The organism is Actinobacillus vicugnae (genome assembly GCF_901687125.1).
Classification (GTDB): Bacteria; Pseudomonadota; Gammaproteobacteria; order Enterobacterales; family Pasteurellaceae; genus Actinobacillus; species Actinobacillus vicugnae.
Window position 1 is genome coordinate 33,153 of sequence record NZ_CABFJY010000048.1, and the last position, 26,371, is coordinate 59,523.

The 26,371-nt window shown below is 37.7% G+C and carries 19 protein-coding genes and 1 pseudogene; 17 read left to right on the forward strand and 3 right to left on the reverse strand.

Annotated features, from left to right (window positions below):
• Positions 1-23: 23 nt before the first annotated feature.
• The 17 genes and pseudogenes from F8M47_RS10765 to F8M47_RS10845 all read left to right on the forward strand — a co-directional run bounded on the left by F8M47_RS10765 (position 24) and on the right by F8M47_RS10845 (position 23,228).
• Positions 24-9,200, forward strand: coding sequence for a two-partner secretion domain-containing protein (locus F8M47_RS10765; protein ID WP_150540077.1), 9,177 nt, complete (start codon positions 24-26; stop codon positions 9,198-9,200).
• Positions 9,201-9,619: 419 nt separating this feature from the next.
• Positions 9,620-10,837 carry a VENN motif pre-toxin domain-containing protein gene (locus tag F8M47_RS10770; protein WP_150540078.1) on the forward strand — a complete coding sequence of 406 codons (1,218 nt, stop codon included), beginning with the start codon at positions 9,620-9,622 and terminating at the stop codon, positions 10,835-10,837.
• Positions 10,785-10,997 carry a polymorphic toxin type 50 domain-containing protein gene (locus F8M47_RS12475; protein WP_150540079.1) on the forward strand — a complete coding sequence of 71 codons (213 nt, stop codon included), beginning with the start codon at positions 10,785-10,787 and terminating at the stop codon, positions 10,995-10,997. The genes F8M47_RS10770 and F8M47_RS12475 overlap by 53 nt, the downstream gene beginning before the upstream one ends.
• 1 nt (position 10,998) lies before the next feature.
• Entirely contained in the window at positions 10,999-11,295 is a 297-nt protein-coding gene (locus F8M47_RS10780; protein WP_244298125.1) for a MafI2 family immunity protein, read from the forward strand.
• A 158-nt stretch (positions 11,296-11,453) separates the two neighbouring features.
• Positions 11,454-12,704, forward strand: a complete 1,251-nt coding sequence (locus F8M47_RS10785; protein WP_167509621.1) for a VENN motif pre-toxin domain-containing protein — start codon at positions 11,454-11,456, stop codon at positions 12,702-12,704.
• A 436-nt stretch (positions 12,705-13,140) separates the two neighbouring features.
• A complete protein-coding gene (locus F8M47_RS10790; protein ID WP_150540081.1) occupies positions 13,141-13,764 on the forward strand; it encodes a hypothetical protein in 624 nt (207 codons plus the stop codon).
• Positions 13,761-13,988 (forward strand): hypothetical protein, encoded by a 228-nt coding sequence (locus tag F8M47_RS10795; RefSeq protein ID WP_150540082.1) that lies wholly within the window; start codon positions 13,761-13,763, stop codon positions 13,986-13,988. Before F8M47_RS10790 ends, F8M47_RS10795 begins: the two co-directional genes overlap by 4 nt.
• A 217-nt stretch (positions 13,989-14,205) precedes the next feature.
• Positions 14,206-15,570, forward strand: coding sequence for a hypothetical protein (locus F8M47_RS10800; protein ID WP_150540083.1), 1,365 nt, complete (start codon positions 14,206-14,208; stop codon positions 15,568-15,570).
• A gap of 16 nt (positions 15,571-15,586) precedes the next feature.
• Positions 15,587-15,922, forward strand: a complete 336-nt coding sequence (locus F8M47_RS10805; RefSeq protein ID WP_244298126.1) for a hypothetical protein — start codon at positions 15,587-15,589, stop codon at positions 15,920-15,922.
• Between the two features lie 60 nt (positions 15,923-15,982).
• Positions 15,983-16,378 (forward strand): hypothetical protein, encoded by a 396-nt coding sequence (locus tag F8M47_RS10810; protein ID WP_150540085.1) that lies wholly within the window; start codon positions 15,983-15,985, stop codon positions 16,376-16,378.
• Positions 16,379-17,821 carry a VENN motif pre-toxin domain-containing protein gene (locus F8M47_RS10815; RefSeq protein ID WP_167509622.1) on the forward strand — a complete coding sequence of 481 codons (1,443 nt, stop codon included), beginning with the start codon at positions 16,379-16,381 and terminating at the stop codon, positions 17,819-17,821.
• Complete coding sequence (gene cdiI, locus F8M47_RS10820) at positions 17,805-18,248, forward strand: ribonuclease toxin immunity protein CdiI (RefSeq protein WP_150540086.1); 444 nt, start codon at positions 17,805-17,807, stop codon at positions 18,246-18,248. The genes F8M47_RS10815 and cdiI overlap by 17 nt, the downstream gene beginning before the upstream one ends.
• A 128-nt stretch (positions 18,249-18,376) precedes the next feature.
• Positions 18,377-19,618: pseudogene (locus tag F8M47_RS10825) on the forward strand (VENN motif pre-toxin domain-containing protein); the annotation flags it as partial.
• Positions 19,619-20,480: 862 nt separating this feature from the next.
• On the forward strand, positions 20,481-20,684 hold the full coding sequence (locus F8M47_RS10830) for a hypothetical protein (RefSeq protein ID WP_150540088.1): 204 nt from the start codon (positions 20,481-20,483) through the stop codon (positions 20,682-20,684).
• Positions 20,685-21,707 carry a VENN motif pre-toxin domain-containing protein gene (locus tag F8M47_RS10835; RefSeq protein WP_150540089.1) on the forward strand — a complete coding sequence of 341 codons (1,023 nt, stop codon included), beginning with the start codon at positions 20,685-20,687 and terminating at the stop codon, positions 21,705-21,707.
• A complete protein-coding gene (locus F8M47_RS10840) occupies positions 21,707-22,129 on the forward strand; it encodes a hypothetical protein (protein WP_150540090.1) in 423 nt (140 codons plus the stop codon). The genes F8M47_RS10835 and F8M47_RS10840 overlap by 1 nt, the downstream gene beginning before the upstream one ends.
• 274 nt (positions 22,130-22,403) lie before the next feature.
• Positions 22,404-23,228, forward strand: coding sequence for an alpha/beta hydrolase (locus F8M47_RS10845; RefSeq protein WP_150540091.1), 825 nt, complete (start codon positions 22,404-22,406; stop codon positions 23,226-23,228).
• 83 nt (positions 23,229-23,311) lie between these two features.
• Here F8M47_RS10845 and F8M47_RS10850 read toward each other — a convergent pair whose 3' ends face one another.
• The 3 genes from F8M47_RS10850 to F8M47_RS10860 all read right to left on the reverse strand — a co-directional run bounded on the left by F8M47_RS10850 (position 23,312) and on the right by F8M47_RS10860 (position 26,358).
• On the reverse strand, positions 23,312-24,064 hold the full coding sequence (locus F8M47_RS10850; protein WP_150540092.1) for an esterase family protein: 753 nt from the start codon (positions 24,062-24,064) through the stop codon (positions 23,312-23,314).
• Between the two features lie 11 nt (positions 24,065-24,075).
• Complete coding sequence (locus F8M47_RS10855; protein ID WP_150540093.1) at positions 24,076-25,254, reverse strand: ATP-grasp domain-containing protein; 1,179 nt, start codon at positions 25,252-25,254, stop codon at positions 24,076-24,078.
• Between the two features lie 192 nt (positions 25,255-25,446).
• Entirely contained in the window at positions 25,447-26,358 is a 912-nt protein-coding gene (locus F8M47_RS10860; protein ID WP_150540094.1) for a mechanosensitive ion channel family protein, read from the reverse strand.
• Positions 26,359-26,371 lie beyond the last annotated feature (13 nt).

The following is a 26,371-nucleotide window of genomic DNA, read 5'->3' on the forward strand; positions in this document are numbered from 1 at the left end:
AAAGCATTTAAAGGAATAACAGTATGAATAAAAAATCGTTCCGTATCATTTTTAGTAAAACCTTACAACGCCTTGTGGTGGTCTCTGAACTCGCCAAATCTGCGGGTAAAGGCAGTGAAACCTGCGCCACAAGCGGTGATGTTTGGCAAAAGATTTACCCAATTCGACCGCTTACCTTTAGCTTATTTTGCGCATTAGGCTTTGTGAGCTTCTCAGAATCCGCCTTAGCGGAGCTTATTATCCAAGCGGATAAAAGTGCGCCGAAACACGAACAGCCGATTATCCTTAAAACTGCAAATGGTTTACCGCAAGTCAATATCCAAACTCCAAATGACAAAGGGCTTTCACACAATAAATACCGTCAATTTGATGTAGATACCCAAGGGGCGATTTTAAATAACAGCCGTACCCAAACTCAAACGCAACAAGCAGGGATGATTCAAGGCAACCCTTATTTAGCACGTGGTGAAGCGAAAGTGATTTTAAATGAAGTCACTTCACACGACCCAAGCGTATTAAAAGGTTATGTGGAAGTCGCAGGTAAAAAAGCGGATGTCATTATTGCTAACCCAAGTGGCTTACATTGTGAAGGCTGCGGCATCATTAATTCAGATCGCGTCACCTTGACTACGGGTAAACCACAGATTCAGCAGGGCAATTTAGAAAGCTTTGTGGTGGAAAAAGGCAAAGTAAAAGTCTCAGGCAAAGGGCTAGATAACAGCCGCGTGGACTACACCGATATTATCGCCAAAGAAACGGAAATCAACGCAGGGGTGTGGAGCAAGAAAAAACTAACCGCCGTCACAGGTAAAAATACGGTGAAAGCCCGTAGCGCAAGCGATTCAGACGATGGATTACAAATTCTCAACGTGGCTCAGCAAACGCAAAATACAGCAGAAAACGAACCGCTTAACTCTGCGGTGGTTAACTATGCGGTGGATGTGAGCGAATTAGGCGGAATGTATGCAGGCAAAGTGCATCTTATCGGTACTGAACACGGCTTGGGCGTACGCAATGCAGGGCATATTGGCGCAAGCAGTGAGAACGTGATGATTGATTCTCAAGGGCGCATTGTAAACCAAGGGATTATCAACGGCGCAAATCAAGCCCGTCTCAATGCAAAACAAGGGATTGATAACCAAGGCAAAATTGAAACCAAACAGGGCGATATTTACTTACAAACTCAAGCGGATATTAAACAAGATGGTTCGATTGTTGCGCGCCAAGGCAATATCCAAAAACGTGCAGGAAAAGCGATTAGCCAAACGGGCGAAACCGTGGCAAGAGGCAAAATCAGCTTAGAGGCAAAACAAGTGGAAGCAAGCGAATCTTCATTACTTGCTGCAGGTGTCAAGCTTGAAAAGCGTGAACAAAGTGAACGCCGCACGCTAGCTACACAAGCGGATAATGGCAGCGATATTCAAGTCACTAGCCAGCAACAAGCGGTGTTAAACGGCAAAAATATTGCAAGTGGGACTTTGCGTATCCATGCCCAAAATGTGAATCTTGATAAGAGCCAAACCAGTGCGAATAACATCGATATCAAAGCGAAAAACGGTGATATCCAAGCGAATCAGGCGAAAGTCAGTGTAAAAGAAGCACTGCGTTTCAGCACGCCTAAAACCTTAGCTATGGAAGGAAGCCATATCACTGCTAAGCAGATCGAAACTGAACAAAATCACTTAAATACCACCCATGCAGTATGGGAACAAACAGGCGATCAAAGGTTACAGCTCAAAGCGCAAACCATTAATAACCAAGCGGGCGCAATCAGCACCAAAGGTCAGCTAAATGTAGAAGCAAAACAGCTAGATAACAGTAAAGGGCGTTTGGTTTCTCATGCTGAAATTGCGATTAAAACCGACGAATTTAATAATGAAGCAGGGCGTATTATCAGCAATCACAGCCAAACGATTGAAAGCCAAAAACTCAATAACCAACAAGGTATTATCGCCAGCCAAAATGGCGGTATTGACTTAACTCTATCAACTTTATTGAATAACCGGCAAGGGACAATTTCTGCCAAAAATCAGCTAAACGTGACCGCTTACGGCATTGATAATGCGAATGGCACGTTATATAGCGAGTTAGGCGATCTTATGTTAGATACTCAAAAGCAACATTTAGCTAATCAACAAGGGCAAATTTATACTCAACAAAACTTAGTATTAAATAGCCAATCGCTCACAAATGATCGAGGTAACATCAAAGCCACAAAGCAAGCAGAAATCAATCTTAGCCGTGATTTAGCTCAAGACAATGGGCATATTGAAGCGCAAAAGCTACATTTAGTCGCAAATACGTTGAACTCAACTGATCAAAGCTTAATTTTGGCGGACAATTTACATATCGAAACAACGGATAAATTAAATAATCAAGACAGCCATATTATTGCTAAACGAAATGGCAATATACAAACAGGCAATCACCTAAATAACACAAATGGTACTCTGGGTAGCCAACAGGGCTCTCTGACCGTTGATACGAAGAATCATCAATTTATTAATGTGAATGGAACAGCAGTAGCGGCTCAAGCATTCACGATTGGGAGTGGCTTAGTTGATAATAAGCAAGGACATATCAGGGCGACAGATAAACTTACGCTAAATGCCCACCATTTAGAAAATCAACAGGGTAATATCACTTCAGCAAATCAGCTGATGGTTGAGACAACACAAAAGCTAGATAACCAAAATGGCTCGATTTTTGCCAATAATCAGTTACAAATTGCTTCTCATGAAATAAATAACCAGCAGGGTTTACTCCAATCAAATAAAGCGTTAGCGATCTCTACGCAAGCGCTGGATAATCAAGCAGGTAGTATTATTGCTAAAGAAGTTGCACATATTATTTCGCAATCCATCAATAATAAGGCAACGTCTGAAGAAGGTTCATTAATTTATGCAAAATCGCTTACGTTAGAGGCTCCTCAGTTAGACAATCAAGGGACTAAAGCGAAAGACGCTCAGCCAACACAAGGTATTCAAGGTCAGCATATTGTGCTTAACACTACCACGTTGAATAATCAGCAAGGGGGCATTTATAGCTCAAATAATCTCTCTATTAATGCAGATGGGCGTGTAGATAATAATCAAGGCGAATTGCTCGCACTGAATACGCTTCAAGTACAACATCATGATCATTTAATGCTGAATAATGAGAAGGGGTTAATTCAGGCAAATAATTTAGTTGAGTTGAATGCAAAAGGCTTGGAATCAGAAGGGACGATAAGATCGCAAGATCAGCTAGTAGTTAGCTTAAAAGATAGTTTTACGCTCAATAACGCAGTGGAAGCAAATAATCTCGTCTTTAAAACAGCGGGAGATTTAACAAACAATGTTGAGCAAGTTGTTGCGAATAAAATGACGGTATCAGCAAATCATATTATTAATAATATGAATGCAGTGCTTTCTGCAAGCGAAACCCTTGTAAATGCCAACCATTTAACCAATCGAGGGTTAATTGATGGCGATAAAACGCTCATTAATAGTACAAAAGTAACCAATATTGGCACAGGACGAATCTATGGTAATCATTTAGCTTTCGATGCGAGTACTGTAGAAAATTTATCAGAAACAATTGATGGTGAAACCAAAGCCGCAACCATTGCCGCAAGAAGCAGACTTGATTTTGGTGTAGAAAAGCTGATTAACCGTGATCATTCACTTATTTTAAGTTTAGACCAATTATTTGTTGGTGGAGCCTTGAATGCTGATCATTATGCAACAGGCAAAGCAACATTAGTTGATAATGGCAGTGCGACCATAGAAAGTTTAGGTGATGGGCGTATTACCACTTCTAAATTGCTTAATCACGATATGTATTTGCAATTAGGGATTCATTCAACAACAGAAGATGTTGAAGAAATTGCCTTAGAATCTAAGCCTACAGAACGTTACAGAGTGGGTGTTGATGGCTATTATGGTTGGAGCGGTAGAACGGCTTGGTTTAGATTTTATGATACGAGTAAACCAACGCTGTCAGAAAAACAATTTTATGTCTGGCGCTATAAACGTACGACCCATACGCCTTATATCGCAAAGCAAGATAAAGCCCGTTTGAATATTGGTGGTGATTTATATCTTGATGGTGAAGATTTACACAATAAATATAGCCAAATGTCGATTGGCGGTAAGCTATTTTTAGGTGATCAACATTTCGAGCGTAATGATAACAATGAATCGTTAAGTGCAAATGGCATAACACTTAGAAATGAAGATATTGAGAAGATCATTAATATTGATGAAAAAGGCGAAGCACTCTTTTTACAACATTATCGTCGTCATGGACGTAATGGACATCGCCATGCCAAAATATCGGATTATATTAAACCAACCTATGCGATACATTCGTCTTTTAATGAAGTAGATAACACGATTGGTCACCCTATATCATCTGATTCAACGGTAGCAGAAAAAGCAAATGCTAAAGCGATTACATTAGATAATGTGAGCGCAATGACTCAAATGCCGATGATGGATAATGAAATAACTCAATCAGAGCAGGTTATTGCTGGATTAAATACGCAAGGCGCTCAAACAGAGCTTAAAAATAAAGTAGATATTGCCCTGCCAGTCATTAAAACTGAATTAGCAGAGATTAGTTTGCCACAAGCAAGTCTTTATCAGATTAATCCAGAAGCACCGAATGGTTACCTTGTGGAAACGGATGCAAAATTTACGGATCGCACTCAATGGCTAAGTAGTGATTATATGCTAACGCAATTACGCTATAACCACGATAATGTACATAAGCGTTTAGGGGATGGCTTTTATGAACAGAGACTCATTAATGAACAAATTAATCAGCTAACAGGTCGCCGTTATTTAGAAGGCTATCGCAATGATATTGAACAATATAAAGCACTGATGGATAGCGGAGTGAAGTATGCGAAACAATTTAATTTGACGATGGGAGTTGGGCTAAGTGCTCAGCAAATGGCTGAGCTCACCACGGATATGGTTTGGTTTGTGAATAAAACGGTTACATTAGCCAACGGTCAAAAACTGACTGTACTCACTCCGCAAGTTTATTTAGTTGCACGTAATAGTGATATTACTTCTCACGGTGCGGTAATTTCAGCGAATCAAATTGTAGGTCATGTCAATGAGGTGCAAAATTCAGGGGTAATCGCAGGGCGTGATTTAACTCGTATTCATTCGAATCAGCTAGAAAATCAAGGCGTTATTTTGGGGAATAGCGTAGATCTCTCAACCATCCAACGTTTGGTCAACCTAGGTGGCAGAATAGAAGCAGCGAAAGCATTATACCTTTCATCGGGTAAGGAATTGACGATAGCTAGCACACTCTCTGAAGCAAAAAACGACCATTTTGAACAGATAGGATTAGATAAAGTAGCGAGTGTAAAAGTCACGGGCGAAGGCGGGATATTATCATTGTACAGTGATGGAGAAATGAGTATTAAAGCTGCCGATATAGCAAGTAATGGTACGGCAACAGCGCAAGCAAACCACCTTATTATTAGCACGGAAAAGGTGAAGAATAAGGAGCATTATAATGGTGATGCAGACAACTACTATCGCTTAGACCAATCTTCTGAGGTAGGCAGTCAATTTCAAGGTAAAGAAGGCGTTACGCTGATAAGCACCGAAGAGATGAAATTGAGACAAGCGGAAGTCAATAGCCTAAATGGTAATGTTACGTTGGTTTCGAAGAAAGGAGATATTCAAGTAGAAGCAGGTAGCGCAGAAGAACAGTTAGGTTTGGCAAGGAAATCTACTTCAAGAGGTTTATTGAGTAAAACGACAGGCAAATACCGTTATGCACATCATATCACTGAAGCGCAATCGAGTAACATTGAAGGTAAAAATGTGCATGTTTTAGCGGAGCAAGGCAATATCACGATGTTAGGCTCAAATGCGGCGGCGGAGAATGAATTGGTGATGGTCGCCAATAAAGATATTGCGATTTTGTCGGACACCAACACCTATTTCCGAGATGAAAAAACGGAACATAAAAAATCAGGGTTAATGGGCTCTGGTGGTATTGGTTTTTCAATTGGGATGAAACAAGAACGTCTTGAACAAGATAGAACGAAAGAGAGCGCGGCACGTAGCCAAGTGGGGAGTTTAACGGGGAATACAATAATTCAGGCAGGCAACCATTACCAACAAACGGGTAGTGTTGTGACTTCAGGTAAAGGCGATATTGATATTTCGGCTCAAAGTGCCGAAATCAGCGCTGCTCGTTCAGATTATGAAAGTCACTACAAATATAGCATGGAGCAAAAGGGGGTAACGATTGCTTTAACTGGTGCGGTGGCTTCAGCGGTACAAGCGGTCGATTCTACGCTGAAATCTGCAAAAGCATTAGGCAGCAGTAAAAATGACCGAATCAATGCACTTAGTGCAGTGAATGCAGGTTTTGAGGCAATGCGAACAGCGGAGCAAGTGCAAGGTATTGCGAAAGCGGCTTCAGAAGGCTCTGCAACAGGTGGTGCAGTGGGTGTTAGTATCACTTACGGACAACAGAAATCCGAACAAACTCAACATAGCAAAGGTAATACGGTAGAGAAAAGCCAAGTAAATGCAGGAGGTAAAGTCAATATTCGTACTACGGGTAAAGGTGAACAATCACATATTACGATTGTGGGTTCGGATGTTGCAGGACAAGCGGATACGCATTTAACAGCGGACGGCAAGGTCAATATTAAAGCGATAGACGAAAATCACTTAGAACGCAGTAAAAATAAATCAAGCGGATTTAATGTTGGCGTAGCGGTTCAATTTGGTAACGGCATTGCAGCGGGCGTTACTGCTGGTGGTAACGTGGCGAAAGGTTATGGGAATGGCGAGAGTCAAGCTTGGGTAGCCAGCCAAGTGGGCAGTCAAGGCAGTAAAACTGTGATTGAAAGCGGTCAGGATACGCATATTATCGGCTCACAAGTAAAAGGCAAACGAGTGGAAGTAACCGCAGAAAATCTGAATATTGAAAGTTTGCAGGATACGGCTAAATATAAAGGTAAGCAGGAAAGTGTAAGTGGACAAGTAATGGTAGGTTACGGTGTATCAGTGGGTGGCAGTTACGGTAAATCGAAAATCAATTCGGATTATGCGAGTGTTAAAACCCAAGCAGGAATATTGGCGGGTGATGATGGTTATGATGTAAACATTCAAAATCACACCGAGCTGACGGGTGGTTTAGTGACTTCAACGGACAAAGCAGAAGATAACCATAAAAATCGTTTTAGCACAGGCACACTCAACGCCACGAACTTAGAGAATCATGCGGAGTATAAAGGTAGCAGTATAGGTGTGAGTGGTTCTATTGCGATGAACTTTGATACGCCATTGGGCAATAAAGAGAGTGGTATTGCACAGAGTCACAAACAAGCTGAAAATGAAAAAGGCGAGAAAATTTATGTTGACTCAAATGGTCATGAGACGACAGAGGCCCAAACAGGAGGTACTGCAAATAGGGCTAAATTAGCAGAGGGGTTAGCTTCGTTAAGTGCTGGGTCAAGCCTTGGTTATGGTAGCGAGAGCGATAGCCAACATAGCCAAACCAAATCAGGTATTAATACGGCCAACCTTAACATCCGTGATATGCAAGCGCAACTAGATAAAATGGGTAAAACGCTTGATGAAGTGATAGCTCAAGTTAAAACGGAAGTGACTACGGACACATATAAGAAAGACTCGGGTGTATTAGTGAATCGCTTTGATAAGGATAAAATTCAAAAAGAGCTGGATTATCAGGTTAAAGCTCTCAAGGATTTCCAAGAAATCACCTTACCACAGGTAAATAGCTATGTATCGAATAAAGCCCAAGAGTATGAGAAGGCTGCAGAGCGACTTGAAAAAGCAGGAAAAATAGAAGAAGCCACGGTAGCCCGAGAACAAGCGAGAAATTGGGAAATGGGCGGAAAATATCGCCAAGCGACCGATGCGGCAATGAATGCGTCGGGTTTATTTTTAGGCGGAAGTCCGACAGCAGGTGTGGTTGCGGGAGTGGCTTCACCGTATTTAAACCAAGCGATTAAAGAAAATACTGCACCGAATTCTACCGCTAACCTGATAGCACACGGCGTATTAGGCGCTGTAGAAATGGGCTTACAAGGAGGCAATGCAGGTGTAGGTGCGATGTCAGCGATGGCAGGAGAAGTCAGCGCAGCGGTTATAGCAGAACATCTTTATGGCGCAAAAGACCCAAGTAGCTTAACCGAAAGCCAAAAAGAAACGGTATCGCAATTAAGCCAATTGGTGGGGGCGAGTATTTCAGGTGGTGCTTCATTGGCAATGGGTGGAAATAGTTACACCGCAATAAAGTCAGCGGATTTAGGGAAAAATATTGCAGAGAATGCGGTGGAGAATAATTTTTTATCTCAAAGAGAGTGGGATATATTAGAGAAATTGAGTAAGCAACGTTCACTCTTACCGCAGGAGGCAGAGTTAGCACAATCCTTATTTGATAAACATGCAAGAACTAATGAAGCTTTATTAATGTTAAAAGAATCTCCCGAAACAGTTAGTGAGGTTAGAAAAGAAGAGTTATTTAAAACGATTTTAGAAATATCTAATGGTAATTCCGAAATAGAAAAGATGTTATTTAATTCTGACCCAAATAAGCAAGCTACACCGTATTTCCCTGATTTAAAATATAAAGTTAATGCTTCCCTAAATTATAGAGATAGTACTCATGGAAAATTATCAGAATCATTAAATACGGGATTACAAGCAGTAATGATCAATAATGTGGTTGGATTGGCTTCTGGTTCAACCAAAGCTGTAGTTAGTGCGGCTGCTACGATAAGTGCAGGAACTCAATATCTAGCAGATGGGCGAATAGAACCTAAAAAAGTTGCATTAGATATAGCAAGTACATATTTTGCTCAATATACAAAGTGGAAAGGAACTTTGGCGATAGGTGCAGCTAATGGTGCAATTAATAACTATTGGGATAATAAGAATCCAGCTAGTGGAGCTTTATTAGGAGTAGCTTCAACTTATGTAGGCATGAAGATAGGAGATCCATTCGAAAAATTAGTAAATAATAAATTAAATCCTGTAGAGAGAATGTCATATATGGAGCCACATTCTGTTTATCCATTTATATTTAAATCACCAAAAGAGAATGTTGTACCTAAATTTGTTGGAGAAATTTCGAGTGGCGTTACAGGTGAAATTATGAAACAAAATATGGAAAATAAAATAATGGAGATTAAGAATGAAACGAAATAAAAAACTTTTAGATTTATTATTTATAACCTTAGTGATAATAATATGGTTCTTGGTTTCGGCTGTTATCGTTCAATTGTTCTATTCATTTGCTATGTTAATTTACTATTCATTAGTTAGTGGGGATTTTATTAATGTATTTATTAAGTATTTTATTAGATTTTTCAATTTTAATGAGGTAATTAAAGACTTTGTTGTTATCCTAAAATATTCATCGTTATTTGGTATTTTGGTAGGGTTCATTTATTGGATATTTTCTTCTAAGTAGAATGTTTAGAGATAAATACATAAGTTTATTTTATAATGAGATATTTATCTCAATTAGTTGAATATCCTATAAAAATAACTTTATGTTCAAACGGTCAAATTCCCAAAAATTTTGCAATTTGTAAATTCTTAGCGGAATTTGACCGCTTGTTTTTGTGTTAGCGTTGGACACTCGACAGAGTCGAGCGCCAGCAAAAGCAGAATTATCTGTAAAAGAGAGCGCTTATCAAGATGCCAAAGTGAAGGAAGAAAGCTGGAAAGACGGAGGTTCGGCGAAGCGTAAAGTGGATGCGGCAGTGATGACGCTTGGGACGATTTTAGTGGGTGGAAATGCAGGCGAAATCGCAACTTCGGCACTCTCGCCAGAGTTGAATGCGAAGATTCACGAATATACTTCGGATAATAAAACGGTGAACTTATTAGCCCATGCGGCACTTTCAGCACTTGAGGCAGGCATTTCAGGCAATAATGTGTTAGCAGGTGTAGCAGGTGAAGCAAGTGCGATGTTGCTCTCAGAAACAGTGTTCAACAAACCTGCGAATGAACTGACCCAAGAGGAACGAGACCTGCTAAAAGTTGCAGGGCAATTATCGGGAGCGTTAGCGGGTAATGCGGTGGGGAATAACACTGCCTCCACTATTCAAGGCATGGAAACGGCGAAACGTGCGTTGGAGAATAACTATCTCTCGGCTCAAGAGGCGGAAAGAAAACGCATTTTAGAGGATAAATTACATCGAGGCGTTATTACTTCAGAAGAAATCACGGAACTTGGTGCAATTAATGAAAAGGATAGACAAAGTGATATTGCTTTAATTTCAGCATGTGAAAGAAATCGTCTTTCAATGGAATGTCATGTAGAGCGCCAAAAATTGGAGCGAGATAAATTTAGTTATTCAAATTCGCAATATACGCCAACGGGATATAATTATCCGACTTATACCCGCTATTCGGAAATGTATTCGGATGAATATGACAAGGTAGCAAGTTTTTCAGATAGATACGATGTATTGAAAAATGCGAAAGTAAAAGCCGATGCAGAGTTCTATAAAAAGACAGGGATTGATCCGAGTTGGATAGGAAGAGTTGATGTAGCTAATCATGTTATTGCAAGTATTGCGGGGACAAAATTATCAACGACACAGGCTGATAAAGCGACTCAATCGGTGCCGAAAGGGGTAAGTTCGAATGAGAAGTTGCCAGTTGTAGGAAATATTTCAGGATATGAGATAAACAAGGTAGATTTCTCTAAATTAGGAATTGAAATATCCAAACAAAATAAACATTTAATGCATACAAATGAATATAAGGTTGCTGTAGCAAATGGGCAACAGAAAAGTATATGCAGGATCTGGACGGCAGATTGGAAAAATTAATGTTGGATTACCAGGTTCTAAAGAAAGAGTTCATTTTAATAAGGTTATAGGGGACTATATTGATCCTATAACAGAAAAAAGACTTCCGACAACAATAGGGATTATCCATTACAGTAAGAATGGATATCATGTAGTTCCAGCAAGACCTAAGGAGCATTAATATGATAGTCAATGATACTATACGGCTTAGAATATCTATTCAAAACGCCCTGATTGGGAGAATAACAAAAGATATAAGGGGGGTATATATAAAAATTTTAGATAAAAATATCAGTTTATACGTTGTAGTTGATGGTTCAACCAATGATTGGAATGAAATAATTTATGAGGTTGGGACAGAAGTAATAGCTGATTTTGATGAAAGGTACAATATTGATGAGAAATTAATTCGTATAGATTATCCAAATGAACTATATTTTAAGGAGCATATTTGTGTATATAGACGATATGAAGATTGAAGCTCAAATATCCTTTAAAAACATAAATAACACTCTTTTGTAATGAGGGGGAAAGGAAGGGCTTTTAAACGGTCAAATTCTCAGAAAATTTGCAATTTGCAAAATTTTAGTGAAATTTGACCGTTTGTTTTTGTGTTAGTTTTGGATACCTGACAGAGTTGAGTAACCGAAAGTCAAAAAGAAACGGTATCGCAATTAAGCCAATTGGTGGGGCGAGTATTTCAGGTGGTGCTTCATTGGCAACGGGTGGAAATAGTTACACCACAATGAAATCAGCAGATTTAGGGAAAAATATTGCAGAGAATGCGGTGGAGAATAATTATCTATCTAAAGCTGACTGGCAAAATTATGAAAGAGATATTCAGCTGTGTAATGGAGATAAAGAGTGTATTGAGCAAACTAAAGAGAAATTCTCGGGAATAAATAAACAGAATAGCTCAATATTAAAGCAAGCTTGCCAATTAGGAGGAAGCTCATCATGTAGTGAGCAAACAAATCTTGCGAAAGAAGGTTTAGCTTATGCAAGGGAAAATATTCCTTTTGAAGCAACTTCAGTTTGGCAAGCAACGATGATGAGGACGACGAAAAAAGATAGTGAAATGAAACCAAGTAAGGCATTGGTAGGTAGTGAAACTATTGATATGCTGGAGTCATTATCTTCAAATCCAAAATATCGAGAAGTTTTATCAAGTAATCAAGCTGAAAGGGAAAACTTCAGAAATCAAGTTGATGCAGCAGCACTTGATGTACGAAGTGAAAATGGAAATGCTTATGAGTTTGGAGCTTATAGACAATATCCTAATATTTCATCCGTAGGTAGCTATAATTATTTTGGACGAGAATTAGGGCTTGAGCCTGTATATCCTGAATTCTATATATTAGGTGGTGTGGGAGCTAAAGGTGTTGTGAAAGGAATAAATACGATTACTTCTGCGTCAACTAAGATGACCGTTGGTGTCAATGGTGCTATAAGTGCAGGAACCCAATATTTAGTTGATGGAGAGGTTAATCCTAAACAAGTTTTATGGGATATGGCGGAAGCTCGTATTACCAAAGACTTTGGCTATAAGAAGTTTGTCGCTTGGAATGTTGGGACAGGATTTATTGAGGGATATAGTGAAAAGGGAAGTATAATAGATGGTGCATATAATGCAGTAATAAAGCCTACTACCTCTAGTATTGGTTATCTAGGCGGAAAGACGACAGAAAATTATATTAATCCTTATTTTAATCCTTATAGACAAGGATTCGAAACTACACCAGTAGGATTAAATGGTGCTATAACAAAGTATAAATCTACAAATGCTATTCCTACAGGTGTTGGTAATGCTGTAGATAATGTATTAAGTAGAAGCTCAGGAGCTGTTATAGAACATCATAAGAATTATTATGAGGCTAAAGATGATTAGAGTTTTTTTATCAGTATTTTTTCGTTGTTATATTATTCTTATTTTAACTATGACTATAGGAGTTATCTTTATAAGAATTTACTTGGGGTTTAGGTATTTAGGATGGGAAGCGTTTAGTCCTTTTTCTTCTTTAGAATTAAAGTTAATATTTATACCAATGTTCTTTGTCAGTATTGTCTTAGCTTTTTTAGCTGCAATGGCTCATAAAAGAAATTATTAAGTAGGTGAATGTATTACAAATAATATGGATAATGTTAGTTTGTAAATTAGGGATGGTAGTACCTGCTTTCAGGTATCTAAATATTTTCTTAAAATAAGGATATTACTCGCATATTACAGGGTAAGATTTATTTTAGCCATAAGAGGTCAAATTCCTCAAGTCTTTTGCAATTTGCAAATTTTTATTGGAATTTGACCGCTTGTTTTGGCGTAAGCTTTGGACACTCGACAGAGTCGAGCGCCAGCATGGGACTATAATTATTTTGGACGAGAATTAGGGCTTGAGCCTGTATATCCTGAATTCTATATATTAGGTGGTGTGGGAGCTAAAGGTGTTGTGAAAGGAATAAATACGATTACTTCTGCGTCAACTAAGGTGACCGTTGGTGTCAATGGTGATGCTAGTGCAACTTCTCAATATTTAATTGATGGAGAGGTTAATCCTAAACAAGTTTTATGGGATATGGCGGAAGCTCGTATTACCAAAGATTTTGGTTATAAGAAGTTTGTCGCTTGGAATGTTGGAACAGGATTTATTGAGGGATATAGTGAGAAACAAAATGTTGGAGATGGACTGGCATCAGCTATTTCTAAATTAAGTATTGCTAGTATTGGGTATGGTACTGGGAAAAAAGTGGAAGGTACATTTAATTCTTATTTAAACCCTTATAAAAATGGCTTTAACACCGCACCAGCTGGTTTAAATGGGGCTATAACTAAATATAAACCAGATAGTGTAATTCCAACAGGAATAGGAAATTTATCAGAGAATATTTTCAGTAAACCACTAGATTATATGAAAGGTAACTATGATAATTTAAAAAAGGATGAAGAGAGATGATTGTTTTTATCAATGTTTTTTTTAAAACTTATAGTTTGTTAATAATTTGTGGTGTGGTTTCCATCTTTGTAGGTGGTAATTTGTATTTTCTACTACGGGATCAAATCTTTTTCTGGGATATTCTCTTAAATCCTATTGTATTAAAATTGATTTTTGTTCCAACAGCTTTTATCAGTTTTGCTTTAGCTTTTTTAGTAGCAATAGCTCATAAAAGAAGTTATTAAGGATATGAATACATTGCAAATGATATTGATTTTTAATCAGAGGTGCTACTAATAGTATTATCTCTCATGTAACTAAATATCTTTTTGATGTTATTTATGGTGAGGGACAAAAGTAAAGCGGTCAAATTTCATAACTTTTTGCAATTTGCAAAAATTTAGCGGAATTTGACCGCTTGTTTTTATTGTTCAAAATCACACAACGCTAAAAGGTGGTTTAGTGACTTCAACGGACAAAGCAGAAGATAACCATAAAAATCGTTTTAGCACAGGCACACTCAACGCCACGAACTTAGAGAATCATGCGGAGTATAAAGGTAGCAGTATAGGTGTGAGTGGTTCTATTGCGATGAACTTTGATACGCCATTGGGCAATAAAGAGAGTGGTATTGCACAGAGTCATAAACAAGCTGAAAATGAAAAAGGCGAGAAAATTTATGAAGCTGAAGGTATCCAAAATACAAATGGCGTAGGTGATCCTGTTTTAGCGACAGGTTGGGATTCTTTACAAACTTCATTAGGATTTGGCTTAGGTCATACAAGTGGAAATAGTCAAAGTGTTTCTCAAAGTGGTATCAATACTTCTAATATTGAAATTCGTGATTCACAAATTCAGCTTGAAAAAACAGGCAAAACGGCAGAAAAAATAGTAGAGCAGGTCAAAACTGACATAACAACAGAAAATGCAGAAAACCGTTCAGGTAAGCTAGAAAATAGATTTGATAAGGATAAAGTTTTGAAAGAACTGAATATCCAAGTAAAAGTAACTCAGGATTTCAGGAAGAATGCATTTTCAGTTATAGATGCTTATGTACTACCAAAACAAGCTGAATTAAGGGAAGAAGTTAAAAAAGCTAAGAATGAAGAGGAAAAAACAGCTCTCTATAATGAAATCTATAAGCTACAGTATCAAAAACGTTTATTAGAAACTACAGTAGGTATTATTGCAGGTAGTCCAGAGATTGCTATTACGCAAGGCACACTACAACTTGCTGCAACTAAAATGCGTGAAGAAACGTTGAAAAATTCCCGTCTATTTGCTGGTATCAAAGACGAAAAAACAGGGCAAGTTCTAAGAAATGATAGCTATGATAGCGGTTATTTTGATGGCGTTAAGTTAGGAGGTGTTAGGATTGATCTAGATGTAATTTGTAATAGTGGTATGGGAAGTTGTTCACAAAGTAGGGATGGAGAAGTTATTTTTAAAGGAAAAGATAATTATTCTATTTATGATGCAATAGATCCTATGCAGAATAAAAAAGCTGGAAGCTTATACGGAGAAACGGGAGGATTTCAATCTGTTGAAGGTGGATGGTATTTGGGTGGGAAGCCATTATTAACCTATAAACCAGGTGATATATCTGATTTTGCCGTAGAAAGTTTTGCAGGTACGCATGATATGCTTGGTGGGCAAATATGGGGATGGTATGACAAATTAGGAAATACTTCAGAAAAAACACCAATACAATCTGTAACTTCGCAAGTGACAACCGTAGTTGCAATTCCTGTATCAGCACCTTTTGCTACTACGGATTTAATGTCATCTGATTTCTTTGAAGTTTTAATGAAAATTGGAGGTCAGTAAAGTGAGGAACATATTTGTGATATCTCTTATTTTATTACAAGGATGTTACTATTCAGATGGGTGTTTTTATTCTCCCCAAATGGTAAGTTGTGTAGATAAAGGCGATATATTCCCTTCAATAGCTCGATTTCAAAAAATAGATTCAGTCGGTAAAACTAATTCTGAACAAAGATGGAAGGATGCAGTGAAATGTGGTAGCAAATATGAAGACGTGGATTTGTTATATATAAATGAAAAAGGTTTATATGGAAAATTTGAAAAATGCATGATGGATAAGGGCTATAAAAGATTCCATCCAGCAGAGTGTGGATATCAATCCCCAAAATGGGATAAAGGTGTTTGTAATTTGTAAGTTTCAAATCTAGCGGAGCTAAATGGAGGCTGGACAGGCGATAAAGAAAGTGGTTCAGGCATGGGGTTAGGTTATGGAGAAGTGAAAGAAAGCCAAACATCGAGAACGACCTCGGGGATTAATACAGCCCTAACGATTCAAGATAAACTGGGTCAGCTTGAAAAGACAGGCAAAACGGCAGAGGAGGTATTAGCACAAGCGAAAACGGCTATTACCACAGAAAATGCGGAAAGCTATTCAGGTAAGTTGGCAAATCATTTTGATAAAGACCTTGTGCAGAAGGAATTGGATGTACAAGTCAAAGCGATGAAAGATTTCCAAGAAATTACTTTACCACAGGTAAATAGCTACGTATCGAATAAAGTCAAAGAGTATGAGAAGGAAGCAAAGCAACTTGAAAAAGCAGGAAAAATAGAAGAAGCCACAGTAGCCCAAGGACAAGCGAGAAATTGGTAAATGGGCGGAAAATATCGCCAAGCGACCGATGCGGCAATGAATGCGTTGGGTTTATTTTTAGGCGGAAGTCAGACAGCAGGTGTGGTTGCGGGAGTGGCTTCACCGTATTTAAACCAAGCGATTAAAGAAAATACTGCACCGAATTCTACCGCTAACCTGATAGCACACGGCGTATTAGGCGCTGTAGAAATGGGCTTACAAGGAGGCAATGCAGGTGTAGGTGCGATGTCAGCGATGGCAGGAGAAGTCAGCGCAGCGGTTATAGCAGAACATCTTTATGCCGCAAAAGACCCAAGTAGCTTAACCGAAAGCCAAAAAGAAACGGTATCGCAATTAAGCCAATTGGTGGGGGCGAGTATTTCAGGTGGTGCTTCATTGGCAACGGGTGGAAATAGTTACACCACAATGAAATCAGCAGATTTAGGGAAAAATATTGCAGAGAATGCGGTGGAGAATAATTATCTCTCAGCTCAAGAGGCGGAAAGAAAACGTATTTTAGAGGATAAATTACATCGAGGCATTATTACTTCAGAAGAAATAACGGAACTTGGTGCAATTAATGAAAAGGATAGACAAAGTGATATTGCTTTAATTTCAGCATGTGAAAGAAATCGTCTTTCAATGGAATGTCATGTAGAGCGCCAAAAATTGGAGCGAGATAAATTTAGCTATTCAAATTCGCAATATACGCCAACGGGATATAATTATCCGACTTATACCCGCTATTCGGAAATGTATTCGGATGAATATGACAAGGTAGCAAGTTTTTCAGATAGATACGATGTATTGAAAAATGCGAAAGTAAAAGCCGATGCAGAGTTCTATAAAAAGACAGGGATTGATCCGAGTTGGATAGGAAGAGTTGATGTAGCTAATCATGTTATTGCAAGTATTGCGGGGACAAAATTATCAACGACACAGGCTGATAAAGCGACTCAATCGGTGCCGAAAGGGGTAAGTTCGAATGAGAAGTTGCCAGTTGTTTCTCCTATTGCAAATTATCCAGAAGGTATTAGCTTTAGTATCAATCTTAAGAATCATTTAAGTGTTGGAGAAGAGATAAAGTTCAGTCAAAAGAAAGGGGTAATAGGAGTGCATAACCGAGATAATTTTTATGATGTTCTATCTCAAAATGGTGGCAGAGTTATCAGAGAAGATGCTAGTGAAACAAAAGGGATTTCCCGAATTACTTATGAAATACCGAGACTAGGTAGAGATGGAAAACCAGATGGTACTTATAAAGAAATAAATAGTCCGAAGACCGTTTATGATCCTAAAATATATTCAGATGAAAAAATATTAGAATGGGGGCAAGACGCTGCGACTAGAAATTATAAAAATAGCTTAGGTTTAAAAGAATATAATAGTAATATTAATAATATTGAGTTTAGGATTTATCAAAATCCAGAAACAGGAGAGATTAGAAATGTTCATCCTAAATAATCAATGTTTTGGCTATACACCTAAGAAAAATTTATTTTCTGATGGTTCTGGAAGTACGATGGATTTTTTTTATGGAAAAACAGAAATACTAAATAATCCAGATAAAACAATTAAAAGTTTATTTAGCGTTCTATACCATGATGGTATGTTTTTAGAAGCAATATATGATTTTCTACTCAAATATGAAGATTTCATTCAAGATGGATGCTATTGGTATTATTCTGATTCAGGTAATTATAAAATATATTTTGAATTAGGATTTAATGAAGAAGACTGGATAGTTGAAGTGTCTGAGGATGAGAATTTTCATTTTGTGGAAAAAGCATGCGTTAGGTTTCTAGAAATTCATCCAGATGAAAAATATAGTGATTTAATAAGGTATATTTTAGAAAATTGGAAACCTTTGTATAAGGAAAATATATCTTAACGATGTAATTTAACCACAAGCGGTCAAATTCCCTAATTTTTTGGCAATCGTAAAATTTTAGTGAAATTTGACCGTTTGTTTTTGTGTTAGTTTTGGATACCTGACAGAGTTGAGTAACCGAAAGTCAAAAAGAAACGGTATCGCAATTAAGCCAATTGGTGGGGGCGAGTATTTCAGGTGGTGCTTCATTGGCAACGGGTGGAAATAGTTACACCACAATGAAATCAGCAGATTTAGGGAAAAATATTGCAGAGAATGCGGTGGAGAATAACTATCTATCTAAAGCTGACTGGCAAAATTATGAGAAAAAAGTAGGAGAATGTAATGGAAATGTGGAGTGTATAAAAATCATTCGAGAAGAATTTGCTACAATAAATAAAGAAAATAGCCAAAAATTAAAAGCAGCTTGTCAATTAGGTGGAAGTTCTAGTGACTGTGCTGAACATGCATCTTTAGCTAAAGAAGGATTTGATTTTGCCTATTCAACAATTAAATTTGATCATACTAATTGGATGTCAGGAATGATGAGAACTGGTAAAAATGAAGGCAAAGCAGAACCATCAACAGCTTTATTAGGTAGTGAATTTATCCCTAATTTAGAGAGAATGCTGTCAGATAAAAATGTTCAAGCTCGTTTAGAAAAAGATCCTGAATATCGTTCTAAATTAAAAAATTTAGTAGATATAGCGGCAACAGCAGTAAGAGAAGAGAAAGAGAATGCTTATGAGTTTGGTACGTTATTCCAATATCCTAATATTAAAGCATTATCTGAAAAAGAAGGTGAGAGTTATAAAGTATTTGGAATTGAATTACCTGTGAAACCAGTTTCTCCTGAATTTTATGTTTATTCAACACTAGGGGCAGGGAAAATGGCGAAAAATATTTTTGATCTTTCTTCAGCTTCAACAAAATGGGTTGTAGGAGCAAATGGAGCAGTAAGTGCATCAGCTCAATACCTGAAAGATGGGGAAATAAGTATTAAAGATACGGCAAAAGATATGGCTGAAGCTTGGATAACAAAAGATTTTAGTTTTGGGAAATTCTTAGCTTGGAATGCGGGAACAGGTTTTGCAGAAGGATATGCAGATAAAGGGGAGCTGGGAGATGGGTTAGAGAATGCTAAGTCTAGAGTATTTTCATCATCAGCAGGATACTTAATAGGTAAAAAAACGGAGAAATATTTTGATTCTAAGTTAAATACATTTAGTGATGGGTTTGAAACGGAGCTTATTCACAAAGGAGGTTTTATTTTTAAATATAAAGAACCGAATATATTGCCAACAGGGATAGGAAATTCTTTAGATGCAGGAAGTAGTAGGCTCATCGAAAATTGGAAAGAAAATAACGAATATTCTAAAGGAGCCAAATAATGAATCTTAAAGATAAAGTTATATTTATATTATATGTTTACATTAGGATTTTAATCTTTTTTATGTTTTTTATTTTGTTTGGTCGATTTTTTTATATGGAGGTCGATTTGAATAGTTTACTTAACTTCAGTGAGTTTGAAATTAAATCTATCATATTTATGCCTTTTATAATCAGTGTTGCTGCTTTATTCATTTATATTAATTGGCGGTTGTGATAGAAGGGGTTGTTGAAGTATGAAATATTACAAAGGTTTTTCGGATTATATTAATACTGATTACTTACAAACACAAATTCTTAGATGTTAGGCTGGTAAATCTACAGTAAAGATAGCTTAAAACTGAATCAATTTATCCAGGGGGTTTTATCCAGAAATATAAAGAGCCTAATTTATTGCCTACGGGGATAGGAAATGTTCTAGATAGTTCAACAGGAACGTATCTAGAACATAAACAAGAAGAAAGAGACTTATATAAGGATAATAAATAATGAAGAAAATATTTTATTATTTTACTTTTTTTATGTTGTGTTTTCCTTTTTGTTTTTCATAGTTATTGCAACTATTAATTGCTATTTTTATTTTCTTATGACGGGTAGAATTTGTTTTTTTCAATCATTACAGCGATGGAATTGAAGATGTCTTTTATTCCTACAGTGTTTATTGCTATATGGATGACATCTGTATTTAGAAAGAAAAGCGAAGATTTTTAAGGTTATTCTTACCGATGCTAGACTTCTGCAAGCTATTAAATGTTGTTTTAAAACGTGAGTGGTACTAAGGAATAAAATTTATTTCCAAGCGGTCAAATTTCCCAAATCTTTTGCAATTTGCAAATTTTTAGCGAAATTTGACCGCTTGTTTTTTTGGATACGGGGCAGAGTCGAAACCAGCTAGAATTAGATGTACAAGTTACTGTACTGAAAGACTTCCAAGAGGTTAGTTTGCTCGAAGCGAACCGTTACGTTTCAAATAAGGCGAAAGCGTATCAAGCGGAAGTGGAGCAACTTGAAAAAGCAGGAAAAATAGAAGAAGCCACAGTAGCCCAAGGACAAGCGAGAAATTGGTAAATGGGCGGAAAATATCGCCAAGCGACCGATGCGGCAATGAATGCGTTGGGTTTATTTTTAGGCGGAAGTCAGACAGCAGGTGTGATTGCGGGAGTGGCTTCACCGTATTTAAACCAAGCGATTAAAGAAAATACTGCACCGAATTCTACCGCTAACCTGATAGCACACGGTGTATTAGGCGCTGTAGAAATGGGCTTACAAGGAGGCAATGCAGGTGTAGGTGCGATGTCAGCGATGGCAGGAGAAGTCAGCGCAGCGGTGATAGCAGAGCATCTTTACGGCGCAAAAGACCCAAGTAGCTTAACCGAAAGCCAAAAAGAAACGGTATCGCAATTAAGCCAATTGGTAGGGGCGAGTATTTCAGGTGGTGCTTCATTGGCAATGGGTGGAAATAGTTACACCACAATGAAATCAGCAGATTTAGGGAAAAATATTGCAGAGAATGCGGTGGAGAATAATTATTTTAAGCAGGCTATGGAGAATCCTAGTCAACTGATTCAGTTAGGAATATTAAATAAAGGAAACGATATTAAAAAGGATATAGAAGAAAAAGTTACAGAGGAAGTAATCGAGGAAATTGCGGATGCTACTGATAAATATGCCCCTCATTATATATCTATTAATGGGCAAATATATGGAATAGGAGCTAAAACTGCAATAAATCTTAGAAGTGGCGATATAGTTGCAGGTTGGACATTTTCGCCTGTTGCTTTACCTACTAGATTTGGAGTGTCAGCTAATGCAAATTTAGGATGGATTACTAATTTAGAACTATCAGATCTTAAAACTGCAAAAGGGGAACGAAAAACAGCTCAAACTATTAATGGAACCATTGAAGGTAATGCGATTGGTGCTAGTGCTTGTTATAAATTAGGTTGCATCGGATATAGTCAGACTATACCTAATAGTAAAAATGATAAAAAATATCATTCTTTTGAAGTAGGTATAGGAACAGGAGGTAGTGGTGGTGGAATTAACCAAGAAAGAACCTATAAAATAGAAAATGTTTCGGAGGTGCAGTAATGAAAAGTATTTATTGGAAACTAATAATTCTATTTTTTATTGCATTCGTTAATAGTTATATCTTTCTAGGTGGTTTTGCAAAAAATAGCTCCACTATACAAAAAGAAACAAGACGTATTTACCGTATATTAACTACGGAAATTATTAATATGAATGGAGAGTATAAGCAGTTTGGTGGGCAGATTATTCGAACATTTACATTAGAGGTCAACTGGAATATCCCAGAAAGTCATAATCAATCAAGAGTTTTTAATAAAATTGAGAGTTTAGGATTTAATTTAAAAAACGTAGAAAAAAATAACTTTTACCTTTTTTGTAAAGGGAAAAGTGGTTTTTTAGTAGCTACGTCTCCTATATTCCAAATAGAGTATGAAAATGATATGTTTGATTGTGCTAACTTATTAGATAGAACAGATTATTAAATGTCATTTTCGATTCTTATTGTACCTGATGTTAAAACATGGATAGTCATCGCTTGTAATAAGGGGTAAAATTCCAAACGGTCAAATTTCCAAAATCTCTTGCAATTGCAAATTTTTAGTGAAATTTGACCGCTTGTTGATCTGCTCCAAAAGTTGGACAGGTTATGTTGTTTGCTAGATAAGATCGATTATTCCATACTAATTTTGTACAAAATCGCTTGTACTTCGTTCATAATAGCCATTCATTCACACATCATTTAATCTGGAATATTTCATGAGCTTAGATAAATACTATCTGAAAATGGAAGAGCATTTTCTGTACGTGCCTTATTACAATCATCATCGCCGTATTCGTGTGTTGTTGCCGAAAGATTATCATCAAGATAGCTGGCAAACTTACCCTGTGCTTTATATGCATGATGGACAAAATGTGTTTTACAGTAAGGAATCTTATTCAGGCTATTCATGGAAAATTATTCCAACTATTAAAAGCCATCAAGAATTTCCAAAGATCATTATTGTTGGGATTGATAATGCAACGGTGCATCGTTTAGATGAATATGCGCCGTGGCGTACTGACGTTGGGCATACGCCAGAGGCACGCAATGCGGGCGGAATGGGGGCTGAATATGGGCAATGGGTGGTGAATGCGGTGAAACCATTTATTGATTCGCACTATCGTACCAAGCCACAGCGTGAACATACTCTGTTAGCGGGCAGTTCAATGGGGGGGATTATTACCGCATATATGGGAGCAGCTTATCCCGAAACCTTTGGGCATTTGGGGGTGTTTTCTTCTGCATCGTGGTTTAGTGAATCGGCATTTTTAGATTTTGTGCATCGTCATCCACTGAATAAAGCTAGCAAAGTGTTTATTCAAGTTGGTACCAATGAGGGCGATGATATGGATGCGCAATATATTTCGAATATGAATCAGGCTTATATCAATAGTTCGTTATATTACTATCAAGCGCTACTTCGTACGGGGCTGCCAATTGATAATATTCGGCTTAAAATTATGGCAAATGAAACTCATCACGAGGTACATTGGGCAACTCATTTTGTGGAGTTTTTAAGTTTTTCGCTAATGGGAAGATAGTCAGCAGAGCAAGCAAACAAGCGGTTAAATTTGGCAATTTTTTTGCAAAATCTAACCGCTTGCGTGGGTAAGGAAAATGCGGGTTAAATGATATTTTGTTCAGCTAATTTGCTTAAGAAATATGGCATCATTTTACGCCATGAAGGCCAATCGTGTTCGACATCATGTCCCCAATAATCAAACCATGCAGGAATATCTTTCGCATTAAATGCTTCTTGCAAACGGCGAGTATCTTCCACGTGTTGTTCTTCCCACGCGCCTTGTCCAACTGCAACAATAAAGTGATTTTGGCGGTAGCGGTTTAAGAACCAATTGTCATTTTGTCCCCATAATGAATCAATAGGAGAATTAAAATAAACAGTTGGGTCGCCATAAAATTCGCCCGTGAAAAAGCGAGCATCATACACACCGCTGAGCGCGATAGTGGTATCAAACAGATCAGGATGACGGAGGGCGAAATTCACAGAATGGAATGCCCCCATGCTACAGCCTGTGGCAATCATGGTACCGTTCCAATGATCTTCGTGGCGAATCAGAGGCACTAATTCATGTACGATATAGCGGTCGTAAGCGTTATGTGCTAATGCCATATCATGTCCCGATTTATGTAACGCTAACCATGAATCGCTATCATAAGAATCTGGCGTGTAGAATTTTACTAAGCCACGATCGATAAATTCACGGCAGGCTTCGATCATACCAAAATTACCGTATTCGTTTTGGTTACCGCCTGATGAGGGGAATACAATCACGGGTTTACCTGCATGACCATACACATTAAAGTGCATTTCACGACCTAATTCACCGCTCCAATGACTTCTTCTTTCAAAATGCATTGCTAACTCCTTTACTGTTTTTGTTGGGCAAAACGAACAATTTCACGCAGCTGTTCCATTGTTTTAGTACGCACTAAAATACCGTGTTCGCCCATAATTTTGGCAAATACACCTGGTACGGTTTGTACGCTGATAATATTGTCGGCAAATTGCTGACAAACGGCTTCAATGCTATTTACATAGTTTTGGTTGGCTTTGCGTGAAATATACACCACGTTCCATGGGTGGGTTATTTCAGTATAGAATTTGTTTTCAGTGACGATGTTGGCATATTCACGGAACACATCAAAATCGTTGGCGTAGTTCCACATATCAATGGTTAAGCCACCTGGTGGACGGCAGTTGATTTCAAGCGGTAATAATTCGCCTGATTTTTTCACGCGGAAGAATTCAAAATGGAAGAAACGTTCACGTACGTTAAAGGCTTCAACGCAGATTTTGCCAAGTTCAACTAATTTGGGTGAGATTTCGCGGGGAATGTAATAGAACATATCGCCATCTTTTTCAACGGTATCTAATACGGCTTCGGAATATTCAAGACTAGAGTAGAAAACAATATTGCCATCATGATCGGTTAAGCCATCAAAGGTAACAATATCACCATCGATAAACTCTTCCATAATGTATTCAACTTTTGGATTTTGCACCGCAAAGAAATCACTTAATTGTGCTTCATCACGGATTTTATAAGTGTCGGAAGCGCCAACGCCCGAATTTGGTTTGATAATGACAGGAAATTTGAGTTCTTTAGTTAATTTACGCGCATCTTGTTCATCTTTAAAAACACGTCCTTTTGCTACTTTTAAGCCCGCTTTGCGGAATACTTCTTTCATCTGCGCTTTGGTTTTGATCATGAGCATATCCTCATTCTTATAACCAAACACATTAAAATCAGTACGTAATTTTGCATCAAGTTCAAGCCAATATTCATTGTGTGACTCGATACGATCAATACGTCCATATTTATGTGCAAAGTAACCCACCGCACGATAAACCTGATCGTAATCTTCCATATTATCTACACGATAATACTCGGTTAAATGCGCTTTTAAATTATCGCTTAGTTGCTCGTAGGGCGTATCAGCGATACCTAAAGTGCGAATGCCTTTTTCCTTCATTCGGACGGCAAAAGTCTCGAAATTGGTCGGAAAGTGAGGCGAAATCATCACAAAGTTAAGAGGTGTTGTCATATGCTTCGTTCCTAAAATAAACAAATTATTATTAAAAAATATGATATGTGCTTAGATTCTAAGCGAGTTTAGTACTTTTTGATACTATTTTATTTATTAGAATATATATATGATTGATAACAAATAAAAAAGCGGTCGAATTTTTGCAAAAATTGCCCAAAATTCAACCGCTTGGATTAGTTTATCAAACGATTATTTGCTTTCAATCGCAATACTTTTGTTATCTGCAAGGTGAAGATTCATTTGGTTGTATGGAATCTCGATCCCTGCTTTATCAAATTCAACTTTTACCGCTTCGGTAATGTTCCAATACGCAGTCCAGTAATCGCTGGTTTTGACCCATGGGCGAACCACAAGTTGCACACTGTTTGAGGCTAATGCACCCACCGCCACCACGGGTTCAGGATCTTTAAGTACTAAGGTATTATTCGCTAAAATACGAGCCATAATCTCTTTTGCTTCTTTCAAGTTTGATTCGTATGAAATATCAAAAATGAAGTCAATACGGCGTACATCGTTTGCTGAGTAGTTTACGATACTGTCTGAAAATACCTTGCCATTTGGAATTAATACGGTTTTGTTATCGCCTGTGCGAAGTTCTAAAACTAATAAGCCCATTTGTTCGACTGTACCTGTCATACCACCTGTTTCGATTAAATCGCCTTTACGGAATGGCTTGAAGATTAATAACATCACGCCAGCAGCAAAGTTTTGTAATGAGTTCTGGAGTGATAAACCAATCGCTAAACCTGCCGCCCCAATTAATGCCACTAATGAGCTGGTATTAATGCCTAATTGTGAAAGTGAAGCAATTACGACGATTAAGAGTAATAAAAAGTAGCTGATTGAGCTCACAAAACTTTGCAACATTTCGTCTTTGGTAGAAGCTAAAGCCGCTTTACCCAATAATTTACTGATTAAGCGAGCTAAAAATTTACCAATTACAAAAATGGCAATCGCTAATAAAATTTTTGTACCGTACGGAATTACCCAATCGTTTAAGAGTGTTTGGGTGTCCATTGTACTGACTTTGTCGATAACTTTTGTTGTTTCAGCAACAACATCTACATTTTGTGCTGTTTCAGCGGTTTTTTCTGCTGACATTTTAGTTTCCTTT